This window comes from Isoptericola sp. NPDC056618, assembly GCF_042792715.1.
GTDB classification, from domain to species: domain Bacteria; phylum Actinomycetota; class Actinomycetes; order Actinomycetales; family Cellulomonadaceae; genus Isoptericola; species Isoptericola nanjingensis.
Genome location: NZ_JBHTVZ010000003.1, coordinates 148,972 through 168,043, shown reverse-complemented (window position 1 = coordinate 168,043; position 19,072 = coordinate 148,972). Strand labels below are relative to the sequence as shown.

The window sequence follows — 19,072 nt, the reverse complement described above, 5'->3', positions numbered from 1 at the left end:
ACTCACGTCTCGTCCATCTCCGTCCCCCGCGCGGCCGCCTCGCGCTCCTGCTTCTTCCGCTGCAGGAACAGCAACACCTCGGCGAACCGCTTCTCTGTCGGATCCTCCGAGCGGAAGTTCGGCTTGCGACCGTTGACCTTCACCCACTGCTGGATCTTCGGCCAAGCCGTGAGGGCCTCCTCCTCGGTGACGTCGACCCGGGTCGCCGTGATCGCGTCCGAGATGATCCGCAGCACGCTGGGGGTGACCGACCGAGAGATGACCTCGAAGGCGCGCTGGAACGGGTTCACGGAGTCGATGAGGTTGATGTTGATGTCATCGATGTTGACGAACTTCTCGGACATCTTGATGAACCGCTTGTCGCCAACCTCGCGTACCTCGCCGTTCTTGATCACGGAGTCCACGACGACCTGCTGGCGCAGCTCCTCGACCTGCGCCTCGTCCAGGTCGGGGTAGCGCTCCCGGATGATCTTAGGGATCAGCACTTTGTTCGTCGTCTCCGGGTCCACCGAGGAGAACGCGGCTTTGGCGAAGGTGTCGTCTTGCAGGATCGTGGCCTTGAGGTCGTTGAGGTCGGTATCGACGATCTGCTTGACTCGGTCGGTCGACGGCTCCTTGAAGCCCTTGATCTTGATGACACCCGGCGGGGCTGCCGCGTCGTCGCCGGCGCGCTTGGCCTTGAACTCGAAATTCTGCGCCAGCACTTGTTCCATCAGGAGCGATGCGGTGATCGCCTTGAGCATGCTGTTCACCGATACCTTCACCTCGGTCTGCGAGGCGTCGGGCTCGGCGATCAGGTTGGTGAACTGGGCGTGCTCCTTGCCGGGGGCGTCACGTGTGACGCGGCCGATGATCTGGATGACTTCGGTCAGTGAGGCGCGGTAGCCGACGGTGAGGGCATGCTCGGCGAAGGGCCAGTCGAAGCCCTCCTTGGCCATGCCGAGCGCGACGATCACGTCGACGGCGTCCCGGTCTTTCGAAGCGACCGTCGACAGGTAGTGCAGGGTGTCGGCCCGAGCCTTTTGGTCGGTGTCATCAACGAGATCGGCGAGACGCAGCTTTGCGCCGGAGTCCTTGCGGCGGATGGTGATGATGCCGGTGTTGGGATCGGTCGACTCGACGCGGCCGATAGAGTCGATGATGAACCCCACCTCCTCGACCTTGTCCTTCGTTGACTCGCCCGAGTTCACGTTCGGGATGTGGATGATCGTCTTCTTGTCGACGTCGAAGACTTCGCTGATGGCGTCGGTGTAGCGGCCCTGGTAAAAGTGATGGCCGATGCCCAGCGAATGCAGGTACTGGTACCCGTTGAGTTGGTCGTAGTAGTTGAAGGTGACCGGTGTGAACTGGGCCTCGTCCTCGGCCGACAGCACGGGGACCGAGTCACCACGGAAGTAGGAGCCCGTCATGGCGACGATGTGGACGTCCGATCCGGACATGACGTCGCGCAGGAGTGCGCCGAGGCGGCTAGCCTCGATATCCGCGGAGACGTGGTGGAACTCGTCAATAGCCAGAACGATGCCGTTGAACACCTCGGGGGACAGCTTCTCGAACGCGAACCGCAGCGTCGCGTGCGTGCAAACCAGCACCGCGTCGGGGCCGTTCAGGAAGTCAATGAACGCGCCGACCTTGCCCTGCGAGGAGCCGGGGTCGCACAGGTTGTGCTCGGGCTTGACCTCCCAGTCGGCGAAGAAACCGTGGTCCGTAAGCCTCGTCGAGGAGAACGACGCGCCGATGGAGCGCTCAGGCACTGCGACGATGACCTTCGTTCGGCCCTGGTTGTAGAGCTTGTCCAGGGCTACGAACATCAGTGCACGGGACTTGCCGGACGCCGGCGGGGCTTTGACGAGCAGGTTCTGGGCGTCGCGCTTGGCGAAGACGCGCTGCTGCATCTCCCGCATGCCCATCGCGTCGGTGTTCACCGACCCGCACGTGCGGGCGTAGGTGACGTCGACGATGTTGACCGGCTTCTTCACCGCGTTCACGTCCGTGCGCTCCTCGTCTTCTTAACCGGGGCCCGGGTGGCCTCCTCGGCGGTCATCGCTTCGTACATCACGAACAAGTCCGAGAGTCGCTGTTCGTCGGTCTCGTAGCCCCGATTGGAGTAGATCGTGTCGACCAACGCATCGATGTCGGCATGCGCCGTCCGCAGGTCGTCGGGCATCAGATCGGGATCGTAGAGCTCGGCCAGCGTGCTCTCGCAGTGGTACTCGCGCACGTCCAGCACCCTCAGCGCCGCAACAGTGAGCTGCTCCTTTACCGCCTCGGAGAGAGGAGGAACGGGGAAGTTGTTGTAGACGATGGTCGCCGAGTAGCGGTAGTCGGTCTTCAGCTTGCCCCCGACTGCTCGAGTCCAGGTCATGTGCATTGCTGAAGTCAGAAGCGCGAAGACCCACAAGTCGGCGTCGTAGATAACGTTCGCCGAGTCGGAAATCACCCAACGCGGCTCAACGTATCCAATGGGAATGTACTCCCGGCTCTCGGACGAGTGCCTTGGGATCAAAACTGCTGCGACGCTGGCTTCGCGCTGCTCTCGAAATCGGTAGGCAATTGACGCTTTGCTTTTTGTCCCGGCATCCTTGCTTTCAAGCCGAAATGACGCGGTTCGTGCGATTCGCTCGGCAACTTCTGGGATCGCTTGTGCGGAACCCAGCTCGGATGCACGTATCCAGAGGCACCAACGGGAGGTACCAGAGATGAACTCGTGGCTACCAGTGAGCTCGCGCACTAGTGGGGACGCTTCAGGTCTCGCCGAGATCAGGTCTTGGCGCTCTTGAGAACTCAGAATCAGATTGCCACCATCAAGCGGCATGTTTCCGAACATCATCGGGGGGAAACCTGTCGCGAGAGGCCTTGATCGCCGCAGGAGCTGAACGTCAGGTCCATTGCTCAGGTAGCCGTTGATGTTTGTCGCGGCGATCTGCAAGCCGTTCGTATAGATGTACTTTGTACCTGGCCGAACCACCCGGAGCCCGATGACGGCCACAGTGACGCCAGCGTTGCGTTTCGCGTTGTTCTCCCACTTGAACGACGTGTAGGCGAATCCAATTTCGATGCCCTTGGCGAAAATCATCGGGAACATCAGCCCGACGTGCTCGCCCTGTGCCACGGAGTTGGTTGTGACGAATGCCAGTTCGGCGCCGGTGCCCTCGATGTAGTCGGCCCCCTTGACGAACCAGAGCGCGATGTAGTCGAGGTTCTTCGAGTATGGGCGTCGTCCGAACACGAACTCGTAGTCGGCCTTCTGATCCTTCGTCTGGGTCTTCGACCCGGCGTAGGGAGGATTCCCGATGAGGTAGATCTCGCTACCGTCGTTCGGGCAGACCGTCATCCAGTCGACGCGGGCGGCGTTGCCCTGCTGGACGTGGCCGGCCTCCTTGAGCGGGATCAGCGGGATCGAGACGTTGAACTTCTCATGGAACTCTTTATTCATCTGGTGCTTAGCGATCCAGAGCGACAGAATCGCAACTTCGACGGCGAAGTCGTCGATCTCGAGCCCGTGGAAGTTCTCGATCTTGATCTTTGATTCGGCGAACAGGACCCGATGCTTGTCGTCGAGGTCGGCGAGGCGCTCCAGGATTGCGTGCTCGAGACGGCGCAGCTCCTTGTAGGCGATGACGAGGAAGTTGCCCGAGCCGCAGGCAGGATCGAACACCTTGATCGCGCTGATCCGCTCCAGCAGCGCCTCGAGCTTTCGTGCGGAGTTGAAGCTCGCGTCGAACTGCTCGCGGAGTCCATCCAGGAACAGCGGCTCGATCGTCTTGAGGATGTTCGGAACCGAGGTGTAGTGCTGCCCGAGGTCGCTGCGCTTCCCCGGGGTGACGATCGCCTGGAACATCGATCCGAAGATGTCGGGGTTGATCTCGCTCCAGTTCAGCGTCCCCAAGGAGAGCAGGAGGTCGCGCGCCGCCTTCGTGAAGGTCGGCACCCTCTGGTTCGGATCGACCGTGAAGAGCTGGCCGTTGACGTACGGGAACGCGGCGAGGTGGTTCAGCTTCGCGCCTGGATCCTCGATGTCCAGCGCAGTGAACAGGGCGGTCAGGAAGTCATCGACGTCAGACCCATCCCGCTGCGTGTGCGAGCCGACGGCATTCGTGAACTGCCCTTCGGTGAAGATCTCCGTGTCCTCGGCGAAGAAGCAGAAGAGCAACCGCGTGAAGAAGACGTTCAGCGCGTGCCGGCCGTGTGTTTGGTCGAGCATGCCGGGGTTGGCGGCGAGGAGCTCGTCGAAGAGCTTGCCCATCCGTTCGGCAGCCTTGACGTCGGCGTGGGCCTCGCTGACGTACTGCGTCTTCTCCATGCCGGCCCAAGGCAGGAAGAACGTGAAGTGCTGGTCGATGTCCCGGATCGGGATCATCAAGTTCTCGCCGGTCTTCGTGTCGACAGCGATCAGTTCGGTGTAGTCGGTGACGATGACGAAACGCGTGCGGTACCGCACCACGGACGGCGACGTCCTCAGGTCGTCGATCACGGCGAGCGGGTCACCGGTCGTCTCCTTGAAGTAGACGACGTTCTTCTGAGCGACCTCTGTCGTCTTGTCGTCGGCGACGCTCAGCGATCCGTTGCGCAGGCGCGTGACGTTGCCCTGGGGCTTCCCGTACGCAAGCAGCAGGTCGAAGATGAACTCTCGGTCGTAGGACTCGCGTCCGCCGAGCGGGGCGACCCGCTCCTCGACGGCTCGCAGGTTCAGTCTCACCACGGAAGCTCCTCAGACACGAGCACATCTCACCACGAGTCGCCGACATCCTGGGGCTCAAGCACGTGCTGCGTCGTGCACGTCCCACTGGCGCGCGGCGCTGCAGTTCGATCATGCCTCTAGGGGCAGGCTTCCGAGTCGCCGAAGCGTGGGCGGCGGTCCGGAACACGGCACGCGCGTCAGTGAAGCCTGAGTGCGCGTTTGGTGTGCAATACTGAAGCTAGCGCCGGCCGACCAGACGGATCCGGACACCCGCTTCAGGAGGTTCCGCCGTGACTCCGAACACCCCCGTCGACGCTCTTGGCCCCCACTACGACACTGCTCGCGACGTCGTCGTTGAGGTCGTCCGGACCCGTACGGAACGTATGGTCGACGCCCATCAGGTGTCCGGGACGCGGAACACCAGTCTCTTCGGCACCCAGTGGCGCGACTTGCTGACCGACTCGCGTGTGGCGTTGACGTCGCGTGGCTTTCGGTCGCACAAGCTCCCGCCCGCGGGATACGAGCTCCCGGTTGTGAACGACTGCCTCATCTACGTGTGGCGGGTCTCGGACGACACGGATGCGGTCAAGAACTTCGCGTCGAGCCCGACCCGACTCAATGGCTTCGCGACTCCTCCGCCGCCGATGTCGCTGTTTGACGGCACCGTCATCGACGTCGTCGAGCCCGTTGTTGAGGTCGGCGAGTCGCAGGAGGCGCTCGCGATGCGCAACGCTGCTCAGGAGCACATGCCACTGGTTCTCGTCATGATCTGGTCGACCCCTCGCGGTCTCAGCGGTATCGAATGGGGTGTGGCGACTCTGAACTCCGAAAGCAAGGTCGTCCTCCACGGGCAGGAGTCCATCTGGTCGCCGGAGCTCGTCACCGCGAGCGTCGACACGGACGTCGAGTCGTTCGACAGCGGTGTCCCGGCCAAGCCGATGGTCTCGCTCCAGACGCAGAGCAGGCCGACTGATGGGTAGCGATGCACCTCGCCTGTTCGACCTGCCAAGCGCGACAAGTGGCAGGTTCGAGCCGGCGCGCCTAACGCAGGCTCGCGTCCGTCTGGGTCTCAGCAAGACGGAGCTCGCGGGCGAGGTGGGAGTCTCCGCGAACGCGATCGGACAGTACGAAGCCGGCGTCAACTCGCCGCGACCGGAAGTGCTTTCGCGCCTGGCTGACGCGCTCAAGGTCCGGCCGGGCTTCTTCAGTGTCGGACGTCCGATGGCCCGACTGGAAGCGGTCAACGCACACTTCCGCAGTTTGCGTTCTGCCCGAGTGGGAGAGCGCCAAAAGGCCCTCGCAATGGCCACGCTGATCTGGGAGATCACCTTCGCCCTCGAGCGGTTTGTGCGGCTGCCGGAGGTCGATCTTCCGGTCGTCCCGGCAGGATCCTCGCCCTCAGAGGCAGCCGCTGCTCTGCGACGGCACTGGAACCTGCCCGACGGACCGGTCAAGCACCTGGCTGCCACGGTCGAGTCGCACGGAGTCGTGATCGCCGCACGCCCTCTTGCTGAGATTGATGCGGTTGACGCGTTCTCGGCCATGATCGTCGACCGCCCGATAATACTCATGACGCCGCGCAGAAGCGCGAACGTGTTTAGACACCGGTTCTCGATCGCCCACGAACTCGGGCATTTGCTCCTGCATGGTGACTCGGGCGAGCACGGTGTCGCGATCGAACGGGAGGCGGATGAGTTCGCCGCCGCTTTCCTGACGCCCGCCGCGGCGATGGATGGTGCGCTACCTCAGCGCCTGGACCTGGCGGCGCTCGACCGCTTGGGTCGGACGTGGGGTGTATCTCCCACGTCGCTGGTACGAAGGATGGTCGAACGCGGACGGACAACTGAGTCGTCTGCGCGGCGTGCGTACCAGCGCCTCGCCATGACCGACGATCCAAAGGCAGACCCGACGAGTGCCTATCCGGGTGAGATGCAGTCGCTCATCTCGAAGGCCAACCAGCTCTCTGAAGACGTCGGAGGCGGTGCACCGGCCGTCGCGGATGCGCTTCGGCTGTTCGTGCCGGAGGTTCGGGATCTTCTGGGTGTGGTCGACCAGCGCCCCGTGCTTCGGCTGATCCAGGGAGCCGGCTGACTGAAGAATGGGGCGAGAGACAGGTTGGGTCGAACCCCAACACCGTGTGCCGCGCGACGGGACACATGCCACGAACGCGTCCGCACCCCCGTTTCGAGTGGCACGCGAGTTGCACGGCCGCTCGGAAGGGAGTGCAAGAACCGCGGAATTGCAACGATCCTGGGACCTCGGACTACACGATCAACTTCTGACCGGCCCGCGAACGGCGGCTTACCACGGCGTCCAGATCGGGAGCCCTCGGCACAGGGGGTGCGGACCCTGGCGCGATGAAGCAGGTCGGGCGAGGCGCGGGCGGAAGAGGCTCCACCTGACCAGGTTCAGAGGTTCAGACGTGTCGGGGGTGTTATGAAACCAGCGACACGACGGGGTCAGGTGTGGCTGAATACCCCCATGCCAGCGACCGCGTACTTGACCGGCCTGGGCCGGTACCTGCCCGGCGAACCGGTAGCCAACGAGGACGTGGCGCGCCGGCTCGGTGGGGTCGACAAGCGCACTGACGGCCTGCGCGCCCGCATCCAGCGCGCCAACGGCATCCGGCAGCGGTACTACGCGCTGGACGACGAGGGCCGCACCACCGAGCTGAACGAGGAGCTCGCCGTCCACGCGCTCGAGGACGCGCTGGCCGACCGGGGGATCGCCGCCTCCGACCTGGGCATGCTGGCCTGCGCGACGACGCAGGGCGACCTTCTAGTGCCGGGGTTCGCGTCGATGGTGCACGGACGCCTCGGCGGCGGGCCCATGCAGGTGCTGACGGCGAGCGGCGTGTGCGCGTCCAGCATCGCCGCGCTCGACGCGGCGGTGAGCAAGGTGCGGCTGGGCGACCACCCGCGGGCGGCGGTGGTGGGTTCGGAGCTGGCCAGTCGGTGGCTGCACCAGCGGCGGTTCGACGGCGTCGAGGACCACCTGGACGCACACTTCCTGCGGTGGATGCTGTCCGACGGCGCGGGCGCCGCGATCGTGGAGTTCCAGCCGCGACCGGACAAGCCGTCGCTGCGGGTGGACTGGGTGCGGCAGGTCTCGCTCGCGCACGAGCACGAGGTCTGCATGCGCGCCGGGCTCGACGGCCCCACCGCAGTGGCGGGCCGTACGTGGCAGGACTACGACGACGTGGCCACCGCCGAGAAGGCCGGGCTGCTGCAGATCCGGCAGGAGACGGCCGTGCTCGACGAGCTCGCCGCGGCCGGGCTGGCGCAGTTCGAGGAGCTCGTGGATCGCGGCCTGGTCGACCTGAAGAAGCTCGACCACGTGCTCTGCCACTACAGCACCAACGCCTTCCGCGACGTCGTCTTCGACGCGCTGAGCGCGCGCGTCCCCGGCATGGACACGAGCCGCTGGTTCTCCAACCTGGAGACCTGCGGCAACACCGGCGCCGCGAGCATCTTCATCGCGCTGGAGGAGGCATGGCGCACCGGGCGCTTCGCGCCGGGCGACACGATCCTCCTCGCCGTCCCCGAGTCCGGACGGTTCGCGTTCGGGTTCGCCCACCTGACCGTCGTCGCACCGCGAGGGAGCACCAGATGACCAGCACCGAGGCCAGCACGGAGACGAGCACCGCGACCGTCGAGGGCTACCGCCCGCCGCAGCCGGACCGGGCGGGGCTGCTCGCCCGGCTCTCCGACGTCTGGACGGACTTCGAGGCCCGGCTGGCCGAGGTGCCGATCCTGCGGGCGCTCGACGACGGCGACGTGACGGTGGCGGACTACCAGCGCCTGCTGCACAACCTGCGCCAGCAGGTGGTCGACGGGTCGCTGTGGATCGCGCGGGCGGCGTCCAACTTCGACATGGACCACTTCGACCTCCGCTCGGCCGCCATCTCACACGCGCTGGAGGAGCACCGCGACCACCTGCTCCTCGAGCGCGACTACGTCGCCGTCGGCGGCTCCCTCGAGGCGCTGCGCGCGGGCCGGAAGAACCTCGGCTCGCAGGCGCTGTCCGGCTACATGTTCCACGAGGCGAGCCGGCCGAACCCGGTCGGGTGCCTCGGTGCGATGTTCATCATCGAGGGCCTCGGCGCGCAGAAGGCGGGCGTGTGGGCCCGGCGCTTCCAGGAGGTGCTCGGGCTGGCGGACAACCAGGTGCACTTCATGGCGTACCACCAGGACGCCGACGCCGAGCACACCGGCACGCTCGACGCCATCCTCACCTCCGACCGGATCGACGACGACGCGGCCGACGCCATCGTCACCTGCGCGCGGGTGGTGGCCCGGCTCTACGTCATGCAGCTGACCGAGCTGGACGAGATCTGATGCCCGTGCGGTCCGACCCGAGCATGTGGGAGGCGATCTACGCCGACCCCTCTGTCCCGCTCGACAAGCCGCTGGTGCGCATGATCATCGAGGACCAGCAACGCCCCTCCCGGCGGCTGCTGTACCCGATCGCGCGGATCGTCTCCCGGGTGCTGGTGGCCGTGCTCTCCGTCGTGAAGCGGGTGTTCCCCGGCCGGTGGATGACCCTCGCCACCATGGACGCGCTCTGCCTGTGGTTCCTGCGCCGGTTCGTGTCGCCGGACGCCGTCGAGCTGCTGATCCGCCACTTCGTGGTGGAGACCAACCTGGTGAACTTCATCATCCGCAACACCCCGGCCGCCATCGAGCCGGTCACGCTGCGCCCGACGACGCTGTCCGGGCTGGGCGACAACGCCGTCGTCGAGCACGACGTCAACGTCTACGACGTGCTCATCGCGCTCGAGGGGATCGACATCACGGCGCCCGAGCGCCTGAACTTCGCCCAGCTCGACGTGCCGGACCTCGACCCCGAACGCCGTCGCCCCCGCCTGCTGCGCCTCGACATCCAGACGGCCCTGTGCCTGATGAACATCCCGTTCTGCATCGCGCTGAACCTCGAGGAGTTCCGCCGCGCGATCCACTCGCTGCGCTTCGACGACTCCTTCCTGAGCATCCTCGCCGTCCTGACCGACGACGAGACGTTCGAGCACTGGAAGATGGGCGCCCTGAGCCTCTGGATGGACACGAACGTGGACGTCCCGCAGCTCGTCTACCGGCACGCGCTGGTCTGCGAGTACGCCCACGCCCACCTGGTCTCGATCGCGCGGCAGCGGGGCGAGGGGGAGTAGGCAGGGCGTGCACCCGGGCGCGTTGCTAGCGTCGCCGCATGTTCGACGGCTTCCGGCTGGACCGGGTGGAACTTCCCGAGGTGACCCTGCGGGTGCGGCACGGCGGCACCGGCACGCCGGTGGTGCTGCTGCACGGGCACCCCCGGACCCACACGACGTGGCACGCGGTGGCGCCGCTCCTCGCACAGGAGCACACCGTGGTCTGCCCCGACCTGCGCGGCTACGGGAGGTCGACGCTGCCGCCCGACGCGCCGGACCACGCGCAGTCCAGCAAGCGGGCGATGGCGCGGGACATCGTCGGGCTGATGTCCGCGCTGGGCCACGACCGGTTCGCCGTGGTGGGCCACGACCGCGGGTCGCTGGTCGCCTTCCGCACCGCCATGGACCACCCGGAGCGGGTCACGCACCTCGTCGTCATGGACGGGCTGCCCGTGGTCGAGCACCTCGAACGGACGGACGCGCGGTTCGCCCGCGCCTGGTGGCACTGGTGGTTCCTCGCCCAGGACGACAAGCCCGCCGAGCGCGTCATCACCGCCGACCCCGACGCCTGGTACCGCACGCCGCCGCCGGAGGACATCGGACCCGGCAACCACGCCGACGTCTGGGAGGCGCTGCGGGACCCCGCCGTCGTGCACGGGATGTGCGAGGACTACCGCGCCGGTCTCGGCATCGACCGCCGCCACGACGAGGACGACCGCGCGGCCGGGCGTCGGGTCGGGTGCCCGACGCTCCTGCTCGAGTCGACCGGGGACGACCTGGACATCCACGGCGACCCGGCCGCCATCTGGGAGCCGTGGCTCGACCGGCCTCTGCGGCACCGCCAGATCGGGTCCGGTCACCATCAGGCCGAGGAGGCCCCGGACGAGGTGGCCGCCGCCCTGCGGGAGTTCCTCGCCGGCGCCGACGCCCCTGCCGTCTGACAGCGACGTCGGCACCGGCCCGCGAGGGCGGCGATGCGGTGCTACAGGGTCGCGGTGTCGATGACGAACCGGTAGCGCACGTCGCTGGACAGCACGCGCTCGTAGGCGTCGTTGATCTGGTCGGCGGCGATGAGCTCGGTCTCGGGCGCGATGCCGTGCTCGGCGCAGAAGTCGAGCATCTCCTGGGTCTCGGCGATGGAGCCGATGCTGGAGCCGGCGAACGACCGGCGGTTGTTGAACAGCGAGAACACCTGGATCGGCAGCGGCTCCGGCGGGGCGCCGACGTTGACCATGGTGCCGTCGAGGCGCAGCAGCCGCAGGTAGAGGTTCAGGTCGAGAGGCGCGCTGACGGTGTTGACGATGAGGTCGAACCGGTTCGCGAGCGCCTCGAACGTGGCGGCGTCGTCGGTGGCGTAGTAGTCGGTCGCGCCGAAGGCGAGTCCGTCGTCCTTCTTCGCCAGGGTGCGCGAGAGGACGGTGACCTCGGCGCCCATCGCCGCGGCGATCTTGACGGCCATGTGGCCGAGGCCGCCCATGCCGACGACCGCGACCCGCTTGCCGGGGCCGGCGTTCCAGTGCGCGAGGGGCGAGTAGGTGGTGATGCCCGCGCACAGCAGCGGCGCGGCGGCCGCGTAGTCGAGGGCGGCGGGGACACGGAGGACGAAGTCCTCGTCCACGACCACGTGCGTGGAGTAGCCGCCCTGGGTGATGCTCCCGTCGCGGTCCACGGCGGCATACGTGCCGGTGTTGCCCTTGAGGCAGTAGTTCTCCATGCCGGCGCGGCAGTTCTCGCACTCGCGGCACGAGTTGACCATGCAGCCGACGCCGACCCGGTCGCCGACGGCGTGCTTGGTGACGGCGGGGCCGACCTCGACGACCTCGCCGACGATCTCGTGGCCGACGACCTGGGGGTAGGTGATCGGGCCCCAGTCGCCGCGCACGGTGTGGATGTCGGAGTGGCAGATCCCCGCGTAGCGGATGGCGATCAGGACGTCCTTCGGGCCGACGTCGCGACGCTCGATGGTCGTGGGGACCAGCGGCTCGGTCGCGGACGGGGCGGCGTAGGCGTTGACGGTGCGCAAGAGAGTTCTCCTTCGTCAGTGGTGCGGCGCTCACAGTACGTGCCGCGGCCCGTCGCCGGGTGCGGCGCCAGGCACCGTCAGGCCCCCGCGGCAGCGAGCGTCTCCTGTGCCCGCTCCGGGCTGCCCTCCGCCAGCCCCCGGTCGATGGCGCGGCGGAACGCGAGCCACAGCACGACGCCGACGAGGCACACGAGGATCTCGGTGACGGTCAGTGCCCAGACGATGCCGGCGAGCCCGAACCAGAGGTTGCCGAGGATCACGATGGGGATGAACAGCACGCCCTGCGCCAGGGACATGACGATCGCGGGCGTGGCCCGGCCGGTGGCCTGGAAGAGCGAGGTGAGGAGGCCGGCGAAGCCGTTGGCGATCATCGCGACGAGCTGGGCGGTGAGGATGGTCGCGCCGATGGCGAGGACCGTGGGATCGGGGACGAACACGGAGAACACCTGGTCGCGGAACAGGATCACGACGGCGGAGAACAGGACCCCCACGCCGCCGACGGTGAGCGCGGACGTGCGCAGCGCCGCGGTCAGGCGTCCGCGGTCGCCCTTGCCGTAGGCGTAGGCGAGCAGCGGCAGGACGCCGAGGGTGACGCCCATGAGGAGGAACTCGGGGACCTGGGCGATGCGGACGGCGACGCCCATGGCGGCGAGCGGGCCGTCGCCGTAGGCCGCGGCGAGGTTGTTCAGCACCAGCGAGGTGACGATGAGGAAGGACGCCTGGAGCAGCTCGCCGACGCCGACGCCGAAGACGGGCTTGAGCACGGCGGGGGAGAGGGTGAACCAGCGCGGGGCGACCCTCAGGTGCTCGCTGTGCCGGGTGAGCCAGACGGCGAAGTACGCGACGACGGCGAGGTTCGACAGGCCGGTGGCGACGGCGACGCCCGCGACGCCCCAGTGCAGCCCGAGGATGAACACGGCGTCGAGCACCAGGTTGAGGACGGTCGAGCCGATCAGCCCGAGCATCACCTGGCGTGACGCCCCCTCGGCCCGCACGAGCTGCTCCAGGCAGAACGCCGCGGTCAGCACGGGCACGAAGAGGAGCATGACGGCGACGTACGTGCCCGTCGCCGCGGCGGTCGCGGCGTCGGCGCCCAGCAGTGCGACGAGCGGCTGGAGGAACACCAGCCCCAGGGCGCCGAGCACGGCGCCGGTGATCACCGCGCCCCAGACGGCGAAGGACGAGACGTGCTTGACCTTCGCGCCCTCGGCGGGGTCGCGCTCGGCCGCGCCGAGCAGGCGGGAGATGAGCGACCCGCCGCCGACGCCGAACACGCCGCCCACGGCCATGACCAGGCCCAGGATCGGGGTGCCGAGCGTGACGGCGGCGAGCAGCGCGTTGTCGTGCAGCGAACCGACGAAGCCCGCGTTGATGACGTTGTAGACGGCGCCGACGATCATCGCGGCGGCCATCGGCACGCACAGGTGCACGAGGGCGCGGACGATCGGGGCGGAGGAGAGGTACCAGCGGTTGGTGCCGACGGCGTCGGCCGCGGCCGCGGCCGTGGTGGTGGTGTCGGGGGAGGTGGGATCGGGGGTGGTGAGGTCGGTGGTGCTCATGGCTGCTGCTCCGTCTCGGGCAGGCCTCGGCGCACGCCGACGGACGCCGGCGCGGCGGGGGGAAGGAGTGAGGGGTGGGCTCTGAGAGGGGGAGCCGGTCGTGCGCGGCGCGGCGGCGCCGGGCGGGTCAGTCCCGGGTGGGCTGCGGCAGCTCCGAGACGATCTTGGTCAGGAGGGCTCGCAGGGTCTCTCGTTCGGCGGCGTCCAACGGGGCGAGGATCGTCTCGTCAGCCGCGGCGATCGCGTCGGAGAATCCGGCGACGAGCTGCGCGCCGTCAGGGGTCGCGTGGACGCGCTTCACGCGCGCGTTGCCGGGCTCGGGCCGGCGTTCGACGAGGCCGCGGCGCTCGAGTCCCTGCAAGAGGCTCGTGACGCTCGCCGCGCTCGTGCGGCTCACCTCGGCGATGTCGCGCTGGATCGCGCCGGGGTTCTGGACCAGGTAACCGAGCACGAAGGCCTGCTCGTGGCTGAGCTCGCGCTCGCGGATCCAGTCCTCGGCCGCCTTGCGCTGGGCCCATCCGATCCAACGGACGAGCTCCAGGCTGCTGGTGGGCACGGGCTGCTCGGTCATGAGTAGAAATCTAACCGTTAGAACCCTAAGTGTCAACGAGGGGCAGGCGACGTCGCCCGGCGCGGCGGACGGAGCGGCGTCGTGCCGGCGGCGTCAGGACGGGACGGTGGGGTTGAACAGGGCCGCGACGACGTCGACGGCGCGGTCCGCGGGCCGGCCGACGTCGACCACGACGCCGGTCTCGTCGGCGCCCAGCTGCTCGAGCGTGGCGAGCTGCGAGTCCAGGAGCGCCGGCGGCATGAAGTGGTCCGCGCGCGCGGCGATCCGCCGCGCGAGCAGGCCGCGGTCGCCGTGCAGGTGGACGAACAGGACGCCGCCGCCCGCGCCGTCGCGCAGGGCGTCGCGGTACGACCGGCGTAGGGCCGAGCAGGCCATCACGACGGGGCTGCCGGCCTCGGCCCCGGCCCGCAGCACCTCCGCGACGCGGGCGAGCCAGGGGAGCCGGTCGTCGTCGGTCAGCGGGGTCCCCGCCGACATCTTGGCGACGTTCGACGGCGGGTGCAGGTCGTCGGCGTCCACGAACTGCAGGCCTATGCGGGCGGCGAGCAGGCCGCCCACCGTCGACTTGCCGCAGCCCGCGACGCCCATGACGACGACGCCGCGCAGGTCGTCGACGCGGATCGGGCCCACGTCAGTAGCCCGTGGCCGGGTCGACGACGGCGTCGAGCGGCTCGCCCGCGACGAACCGGCGGAGGTTCTCCTCGACCCGCGCGCGCAGCAGCGGCGCGACCATCTCCGGGGTGTCCGCGGTGTGCGGGGTGATCAGCGCTGTCGGCAGGTCCCACAGCGGATGGCCGTCGGGCAGGGGCTCGGGGTCGGTGACGTCGAGCGCCGCGCCGCCGAGGTGGCCCGAGGCCAGCGCCGCCACGAGGGCGTCGGTGTCCACGAGCCCGCCGCGCGCGATGTTGACGAGGACGGCGCCGGGCTTCATGGCGGCCAGCTCGTCCGCGCCCAGCAGCGCCCGGGTCTGCGTGGTCAGCGCCGCGGCCACCATGACGACGTCGGCCCGGGCGAGCTCGGCCGCCAGGTGGTCCGTGGTGACGGTGCGCTCGGCTCCGGGTACCGGCTCGGCCCGACGGCGGACCACGACGTTGCGCGTGCCGAACGGCGCCAGGAGGTCGAGGTACGTGCGGGCGATGCCGCCGGCGCCGAGGACGAGCACGCCGGCGCCGAACAGCGACGTCCCGGCGGACGTGCCCCACGAGCGGGCGCGGGCGCGCTCCGGCAGGTGCCGGAGCGTCGCCAGGGTCAGCGCGAGGGCGTGCTCCGCCACGGGACGCGCGAAGGAGCCCTTCGCGGAGGTCCACGTGATGCCGGGCGTCCCCAGCAGCCCGGCGGCGGCGTACGCGTCGACCCCGGCCGACGGCAGCTGGACCCAGCGGGTCGCGGGCGCCGACGCCAGCGCCGACCGCAGGTCGGCGAGGTCGCCGCCGAACCAGAGCAGGCCCTCCGTCTCCGGGCCCGGCGCGACCAGCCGGCCGCCGGCCGCCTCCACGGCGTCCGGCAGCCAGCCGGGCAGGTCCGAGCCGGGGTGCGCGACGCTGACGCCGGGGCCCGCCGTCGGGCCGCTCATGCCGCGACCCGCGCGACGCCGTCCGCGGCCTGCGCGCGGGCGCCGCCCAGGACCTCGACCGACCAGCCTGCCCCGAGCGCCGACTCGACGACGACCTCGTCACCGTCGCGCCGGACGGTGAACGCCACGGCCTCGCCGTCGGCGCCGTCGACCTCGACGCTCCGCGTCCAGCCGTCGGCGCCGGGGTGCACGAGCAGCGTCAGCCCGTCGAGGTGGTCGGCGTCCGGGCGCTCCTCGTGGGCGCTGAGCGGGACGACGCCGCCGGCGCGGACGTAGACCGGCAGGGAGTCGAAGCCGTGGTTCTCCCGCACCCAGCGGCCGCCGGCGACGCGCTCGCCGTTGAGGAGGCCGGCCCACTCGCCGTCGGGCAGGTAGAGGTCGACGTCGCCCTCGGCGTTGAACACCGGCGCCACGAGCAGGTCGGACCCGAGCATGTACTGGCGGTCCAGGTGCGGCACCGCGGGGTCGTCGGGGAACTCCAGCAGCATGGGCCGCATCATCGGCGTGCCCGACCGGTGCGCCTCGTGCCCGGTGGCGACGAGGTACGGCGCGAGCCGATTCTTGAACCGCGCGAACGTGCGGGTCACGGCGACGGCGCTCGTCGGGTCGGACTCGTCCTCGCCGAACATCCACGGGACGCGGTAGGACCCGCTGCCGTGCATGCGGCTGTGGCTGGAGAACAGGCCGAACGCCGTCCAGCGCTTGAACACGCCGGCGTCCGGCGTCATCTCGAAGCCGCCGATGTCGTGGCTCCAGTACCCGAACCCGCTGTACGCGAGCGACAGGCCGCCGCGCAGCGACTCGGCCATCGACACGTACGACGCCGTGGAGTCGCCGCCCCAGTGCACCGGGAACTGCTGCCCACCGGCGGTGGCCGAGCGGGCGAACAGCACGGCCTCGCCGGTGCCGCGCTCCTCGGCGAGCACCTCGTGCACCGCCTCGTTGTAGAGGTGGGTGTAGTAGTTGTGCATCCGCTCCGGGTCGGAGCCGTCGAAGTACTCGACGTCCACCGGGATCCGCTCGCCGAAGTCGGTCTTGAACGCGTCGACGCCCTGGCGCACGAGCACGCGCAGCTTGTCCTTGTACCAGGAGGCGGCGTCCGGGTTGGTGAAGTCCACCAGGGCCATGCCGCCCTGCCAGCGGTCCCACTGCCAGACCGAGCCGTCCCGACGCTTCACCAGGTAGCCGGCCGCCATGCCCTCGTCGAAGAGGGGCGACTGCTGGGCGATGTACGGGTTGATCCACACGCACACCCGCAGGTCGCGGTCGTGGAGACGGGCCAGCATGCCCTCCGGATCGGGGAAGGTGCGCTCGTCCCACTCGAAGTCGCACCAGTTGAACTCGCGCATCCAGAAGCAGTCGAAGTGGAACAGGCTCAGCGGGATGTCCCGCTCCGCCATCCCGTCGATGAACGAGTTGACCGTGGCCTCGTCGTAGTCCGTGGTGAAGCTCGTGGACAGCCACAGCCCGTAGGTCCAGGCGGGGATCTCGGCGGGGCGGCCCGTGAGCGCGGTGTAGCGCTGGAGGATCGTCTTCGGGTCCGGCCCGTAGACGACGAAGTAGTCGAGGGCCTCGCCGAGCACCGAGAACTGCACCCGCTCGACGGCCTCGGAGCCCACCTCGAACGAGACGTGGCCGGGGTCGTTGACGAACACGCCGTACCCGCCGGTGGTCAGGTAGAACGGCACGTTCTTGTACGCCTGCTCGCTCGACGTGCCGCCGTCGTAGTTCCAGATGTCGACCGTCTGGCCGTTCTTCACCACCGGGCCGAAGCGCTCGCCCAGGCCGTAGACGAGCTCGCCCACGCCCAGGTCGAGCTGGTCGAACACGTAGCTGGTGCGCCCGTCGCGGCGCAGCTCGATCGGGCCGTGGTCGACGGAGGCGTCGGGCGCGACGTCGGCCCACGCGGCCGACTTGCCGCTCGACCCGGTGAGGCGGCGCCCGCCGGCGTGGAACGACAGCTCCCAGGACTTTCCGACGGACAGCTGCACGCTGAGGTCGCCGGTGGTGAGCGTGCCCTGGCCGTCGACGACCTTCGCCTCGCCGACGCCGTCCAGCAGGTCCAGCTCGAAGCGGCGGGGCTCCTGGCGGCCCTTGTGGTGGACGTGCTGCACCCGCACGACGTTCTCCATCGGCGACGACACCGTGGTCGTGATGACCGGGTTGTTCAGGGTGTCGCCGCGGTGCCGCACGACCTTGGTCGGCGCGACGGAGCGCAGGCTCGCGCCGTCGGCGGCGACCCGGTCCACCTCGCGGGCGTAGTGGATCGCGACGCCGGGGCGGGCGTGCCAGAAACCGTCGGTGAACTTCATGGGGGAGGGCCTTCCGTGGTGCGGGTGGTGCGGGGCGCCGGCGGGCGTCAGCGGGCGTCGGCGGTGGAGCCGACGAGCCGGAGCGTGCCGGGCAGGAGGTCGTGGGTGGGGGCGGCGGACGGGTCGGCGAGACGGTCGACGAGGTCCTGGACGCTGCGGGAGCCGAGCTCGGCGCCGGGCGCGACGACGGCGCTGACGGCGGGGTCCGCCGTGGCCAGGTCCGCCGCGGAGGTCGCGAGCGCGAGGACGGAGACGTCGTCGGGGACGGCGCGCCCGGCCCCGACGAGCCCGTTCACGAAGCCGGACAGCGCCGCCTCGTTGAGGACGAGGACGGCCGTGACGTCGGGGTGGTCGGCGACCAGGGCGGTGGCGGCCTGCCGGCCCGAGCGCGGGTCCTGGCCGCCGCGGACGACGATCGGGTCGAGGCCGCGGCGGGCCGCCTCGGCCTCGTAGGCCTGCGCGGTGCGGACGACCGGCCCGTACCCCGACCACGCGGGGCCGGCGGGGCCGCCCGGCTCGCCGAGGAACAATGCGACCCGGCGGTGGCCGAGGTCGGTGAGGTGGTCGAGCCCGGTGGCGACCATGCCGGCGAAGTCCATGTCGACGTACGACAGCCCGGTCGTGTCCTCGGTCCGGCCGATCAGCCCGAAGGGCACCTCGCGCTCGGCGAGCAGCGCGACGCGCGGGTCGTCGGCGGTGACCTCCATGAGCAGGACGCCGTCGACGAGCCCGCCGGACAGGTAGTCGTCGAGCTGGGCGACGTCGTCGACCGGCCAGAGCACGACGTTGAAGCCGCGCTCTGTCGCGGCGCTCGCGGCCGCGGTGACGATGCTCAGCGCGGTGCTGCCGAGGCGGTGCTGCAGGGCGGGGAAGACCAGCGCCACGATGTGGCTGCGGCGGCTCGCCAGGGCCCGGGCGAGCACGTTGCGGCGGTACCCCAGGTCGGCCATCGCGTCCTCGACGCGGGTGCGCGTCGCCGGGGCCACGCGCTTGGTCCCGTTGACGACGAACGACACGGTCGTCAGGGAGACGCCGGCCCGGTCGGCCACGTCCTGCATGGTCACCACGGGCACTCCTCAGGTCGGGAATCAGGTCGGGCACCGGGCTCGGGGAACGGTGCTGCGGATCGATGATCACACAGCCGGCCGAGATTGGTAAAGCGCTTTGACAGCCTCGCCGGGTCGTGCCTAACCTCGCCGTCACGTGAACCGAG

At 69.3% G+C, this 19,072-nt stretch carries 15 protein-coding genes; 6 read left to right on the top strand and 9 right to left on the bottom strand.

The features are described 5' to 3' along the window. Nucleotides 1–2: 2 nt before the first annotated feature. Nucleotides 3–1,985 (bottom strand): DEAD/DEAH box helicase, encoded by a 1,983-nt coding sequence (locus tag ACFQ8T_RS06640; protein WP_430545761.1) that lies wholly within the window; start codon nucleotides 1,983–1,985, stop codon nucleotides 3–5. Next, nucleotides 1,982–4,696: a DNA methyltransferase gene (locus ACFQ8T_RS06635; protein WP_430545760.1), complete on the bottom strand. Its 2,715-nt coding sequence runs from the start codon at nucleotides 4,694–4,696 to the stop codon at nucleotides 1,982–1,984. Before ACFQ8T_RS06635 ends, ACFQ8T_RS06640 begins: the two co-directional genes overlap by 4 nt. Nucleotides 4,697–4,968: 272 nt before the next feature. Between ACFQ8T_RS06635 and ACFQ8T_RS06630 the strand changes: the two genes are divergently transcribed. The 6 genes from ACFQ8T_RS06630 to ACFQ8T_RS06605 all read left to right on the top strand — a co-directional run bounded on the left by ACFQ8T_RS06630 (nucleotide 4,969) and on the right by ACFQ8T_RS06605 (nucleotide 10,762). Then, nucleotides 4,969–5,658, top strand: coding sequence for a hypothetical protein (locus ACFQ8T_RS06630; protein ID WP_430545759.1), 690 nt, complete (start codon nucleotides 4,969–4,971; stop codon nucleotides 5,656–5,658). Further along, nucleotides 5,651–6,769 (top strand): XRE family transcriptional regulator, encoded by a 1,119-nt coding sequence (locus ACFQ8T_RS06625; RefSeq protein ID WP_430545758.1) that lies wholly within the window; start codon nucleotides 5,651–5,653, stop codon nucleotides 6,767–6,769. Before ACFQ8T_RS06630 ends, ACFQ8T_RS06625 begins: the two co-directional genes overlap by 8 nt. 390 nt (nucleotides 6,770–7,159) lie before the next feature. Continuing rightward, complete coding sequence (locus ACFQ8T_RS06620; RefSeq protein ID WP_430545757.1) at nucleotides 7,160–8,290, top strand: 3-oxoacyl-[acyl-carrier-protein] synthase III C-terminal domain-containing protein; 1,131 nt, start codon at nucleotides 7,160–7,162, stop codon at nucleotides 8,288–8,290. Then, entirely contained in the window at nucleotides 8,287–9,015 is a 729-nt protein-coding gene (locus ACFQ8T_RS06615; protein ID WP_430545756.1) for an iron-containing redox enzyme family protein, read from the top strand. The genes ACFQ8T_RS06620 and ACFQ8T_RS06615 overlap by 4 nt, the downstream gene beginning before the upstream one ends. Continuing rightward, nucleotides 9,015–9,842 (top strand): DUF6999 family protein, encoded by an 828-nt coding sequence (locus ACFQ8T_RS06610; RefSeq protein WP_430545755.1) that lies wholly within the window; start codon nucleotides 9,015–9,017, stop codon nucleotides 9,840–9,842. Before ACFQ8T_RS06615 ends, ACFQ8T_RS06610 begins: the two co-directional genes overlap by 1 nt. Before the next feature lie 38 nt (nucleotides 9,843–9,880). Then, nucleotides 9,881–10,762, top strand: coding sequence for an alpha/beta fold hydrolase (locus ACFQ8T_RS06605; protein WP_430545754.1), 882 nt, complete (start codon nucleotides 9,881–9,883; stop codon nucleotides 10,760–10,762). A gap of 41 nt (nucleotides 10,763–10,803) precedes the next feature. Here ACFQ8T_RS06605 and ACFQ8T_RS06600 read toward each other — a convergent pair whose 3' ends face one another. The 7 genes from ACFQ8T_RS06600 to ACFQ8T_RS06570 form a co-directional block, all read right to left on the bottom strand. After that, nucleotides 10,804–11,844, bottom strand: a complete 1,041-nt coding sequence (locus tag ACFQ8T_RS06600) for an NAD(P)-dependent alcohol dehydrogenase (protein WP_430545753.1) — start codon at nucleotides 11,842–11,844, stop codon at nucleotides 10,804–10,806. Between the two features lie 77 nt (nucleotides 11,845–11,921). Beyond that, complete coding sequence (locus ACFQ8T_RS06595) at nucleotides 11,922–13,403, bottom strand: MATE family efflux transporter (RefSeq protein WP_430545752.1); 1,482 nt, start codon at nucleotides 13,401–13,403, stop codon at nucleotides 11,922–11,924. A gap of 127 nt (nucleotides 13,404–13,530) precedes the next feature. Further along, nucleotides 13,531–13,974 (bottom strand): MarR family winged helix-turn-helix transcriptional regulator, encoded by a 444-nt coding sequence (locus ACFQ8T_RS06590; protein WP_430545751.1) that lies wholly within the window; start codon nucleotides 13,972–13,974, stop codon nucleotides 13,531–13,533. Between the two features lie 93 nt (nucleotides 13,975–14,067). Then, nucleotides 14,068–14,604 carry a gluconokinase gene (locus tag ACFQ8T_RS06585; protein WP_430545750.1) on the bottom strand — a complete coding sequence of 179 codons (537 nt, stop codon included), beginning with the start codon at nucleotides 14,602–14,604 and terminating at the stop codon, nucleotides 14,068–14,070. Between the two features lies 1 nt (nucleotide 14,605). Continuing rightward, complete coding sequence (locus ACFQ8T_RS06580; protein ID WP_430545749.1) at nucleotides 14,606–15,547, bottom strand: D-isomer specific 2-hydroxyacid dehydrogenase family protein; 942 nt, start codon at nucleotides 15,545–15,547, stop codon at nucleotides 14,606–14,608. Continuing rightward, nucleotides 15,544–17,859, bottom strand: a complete 2,316-nt coding sequence (yicI, locus tag ACFQ8T_RS06575) for an alpha-xylosidase (RefSeq protein ID WP_430545748.1) — start codon at nucleotides 17,857–17,859, stop codon at nucleotides 15,544–15,546. The genes ACFQ8T_RS06580 and yicI overlap by 4 nt, the downstream gene beginning before the upstream one ends. 47 nt (nucleotides 17,860–17,906) lie before the next feature. Further along, on the bottom strand, nucleotides 17,907–18,917 hold the full coding sequence (locus ACFQ8T_RS06570) for a LacI family DNA-binding transcriptional regulator (protein WP_430545898.1): 1,011 nt from the start codon (nucleotides 18,915–18,917) through the stop codon (nucleotides 17,907–17,909). Between the last annotated feature and the right edge of the window lie 155 nt (nucleotides 18,918–19,072).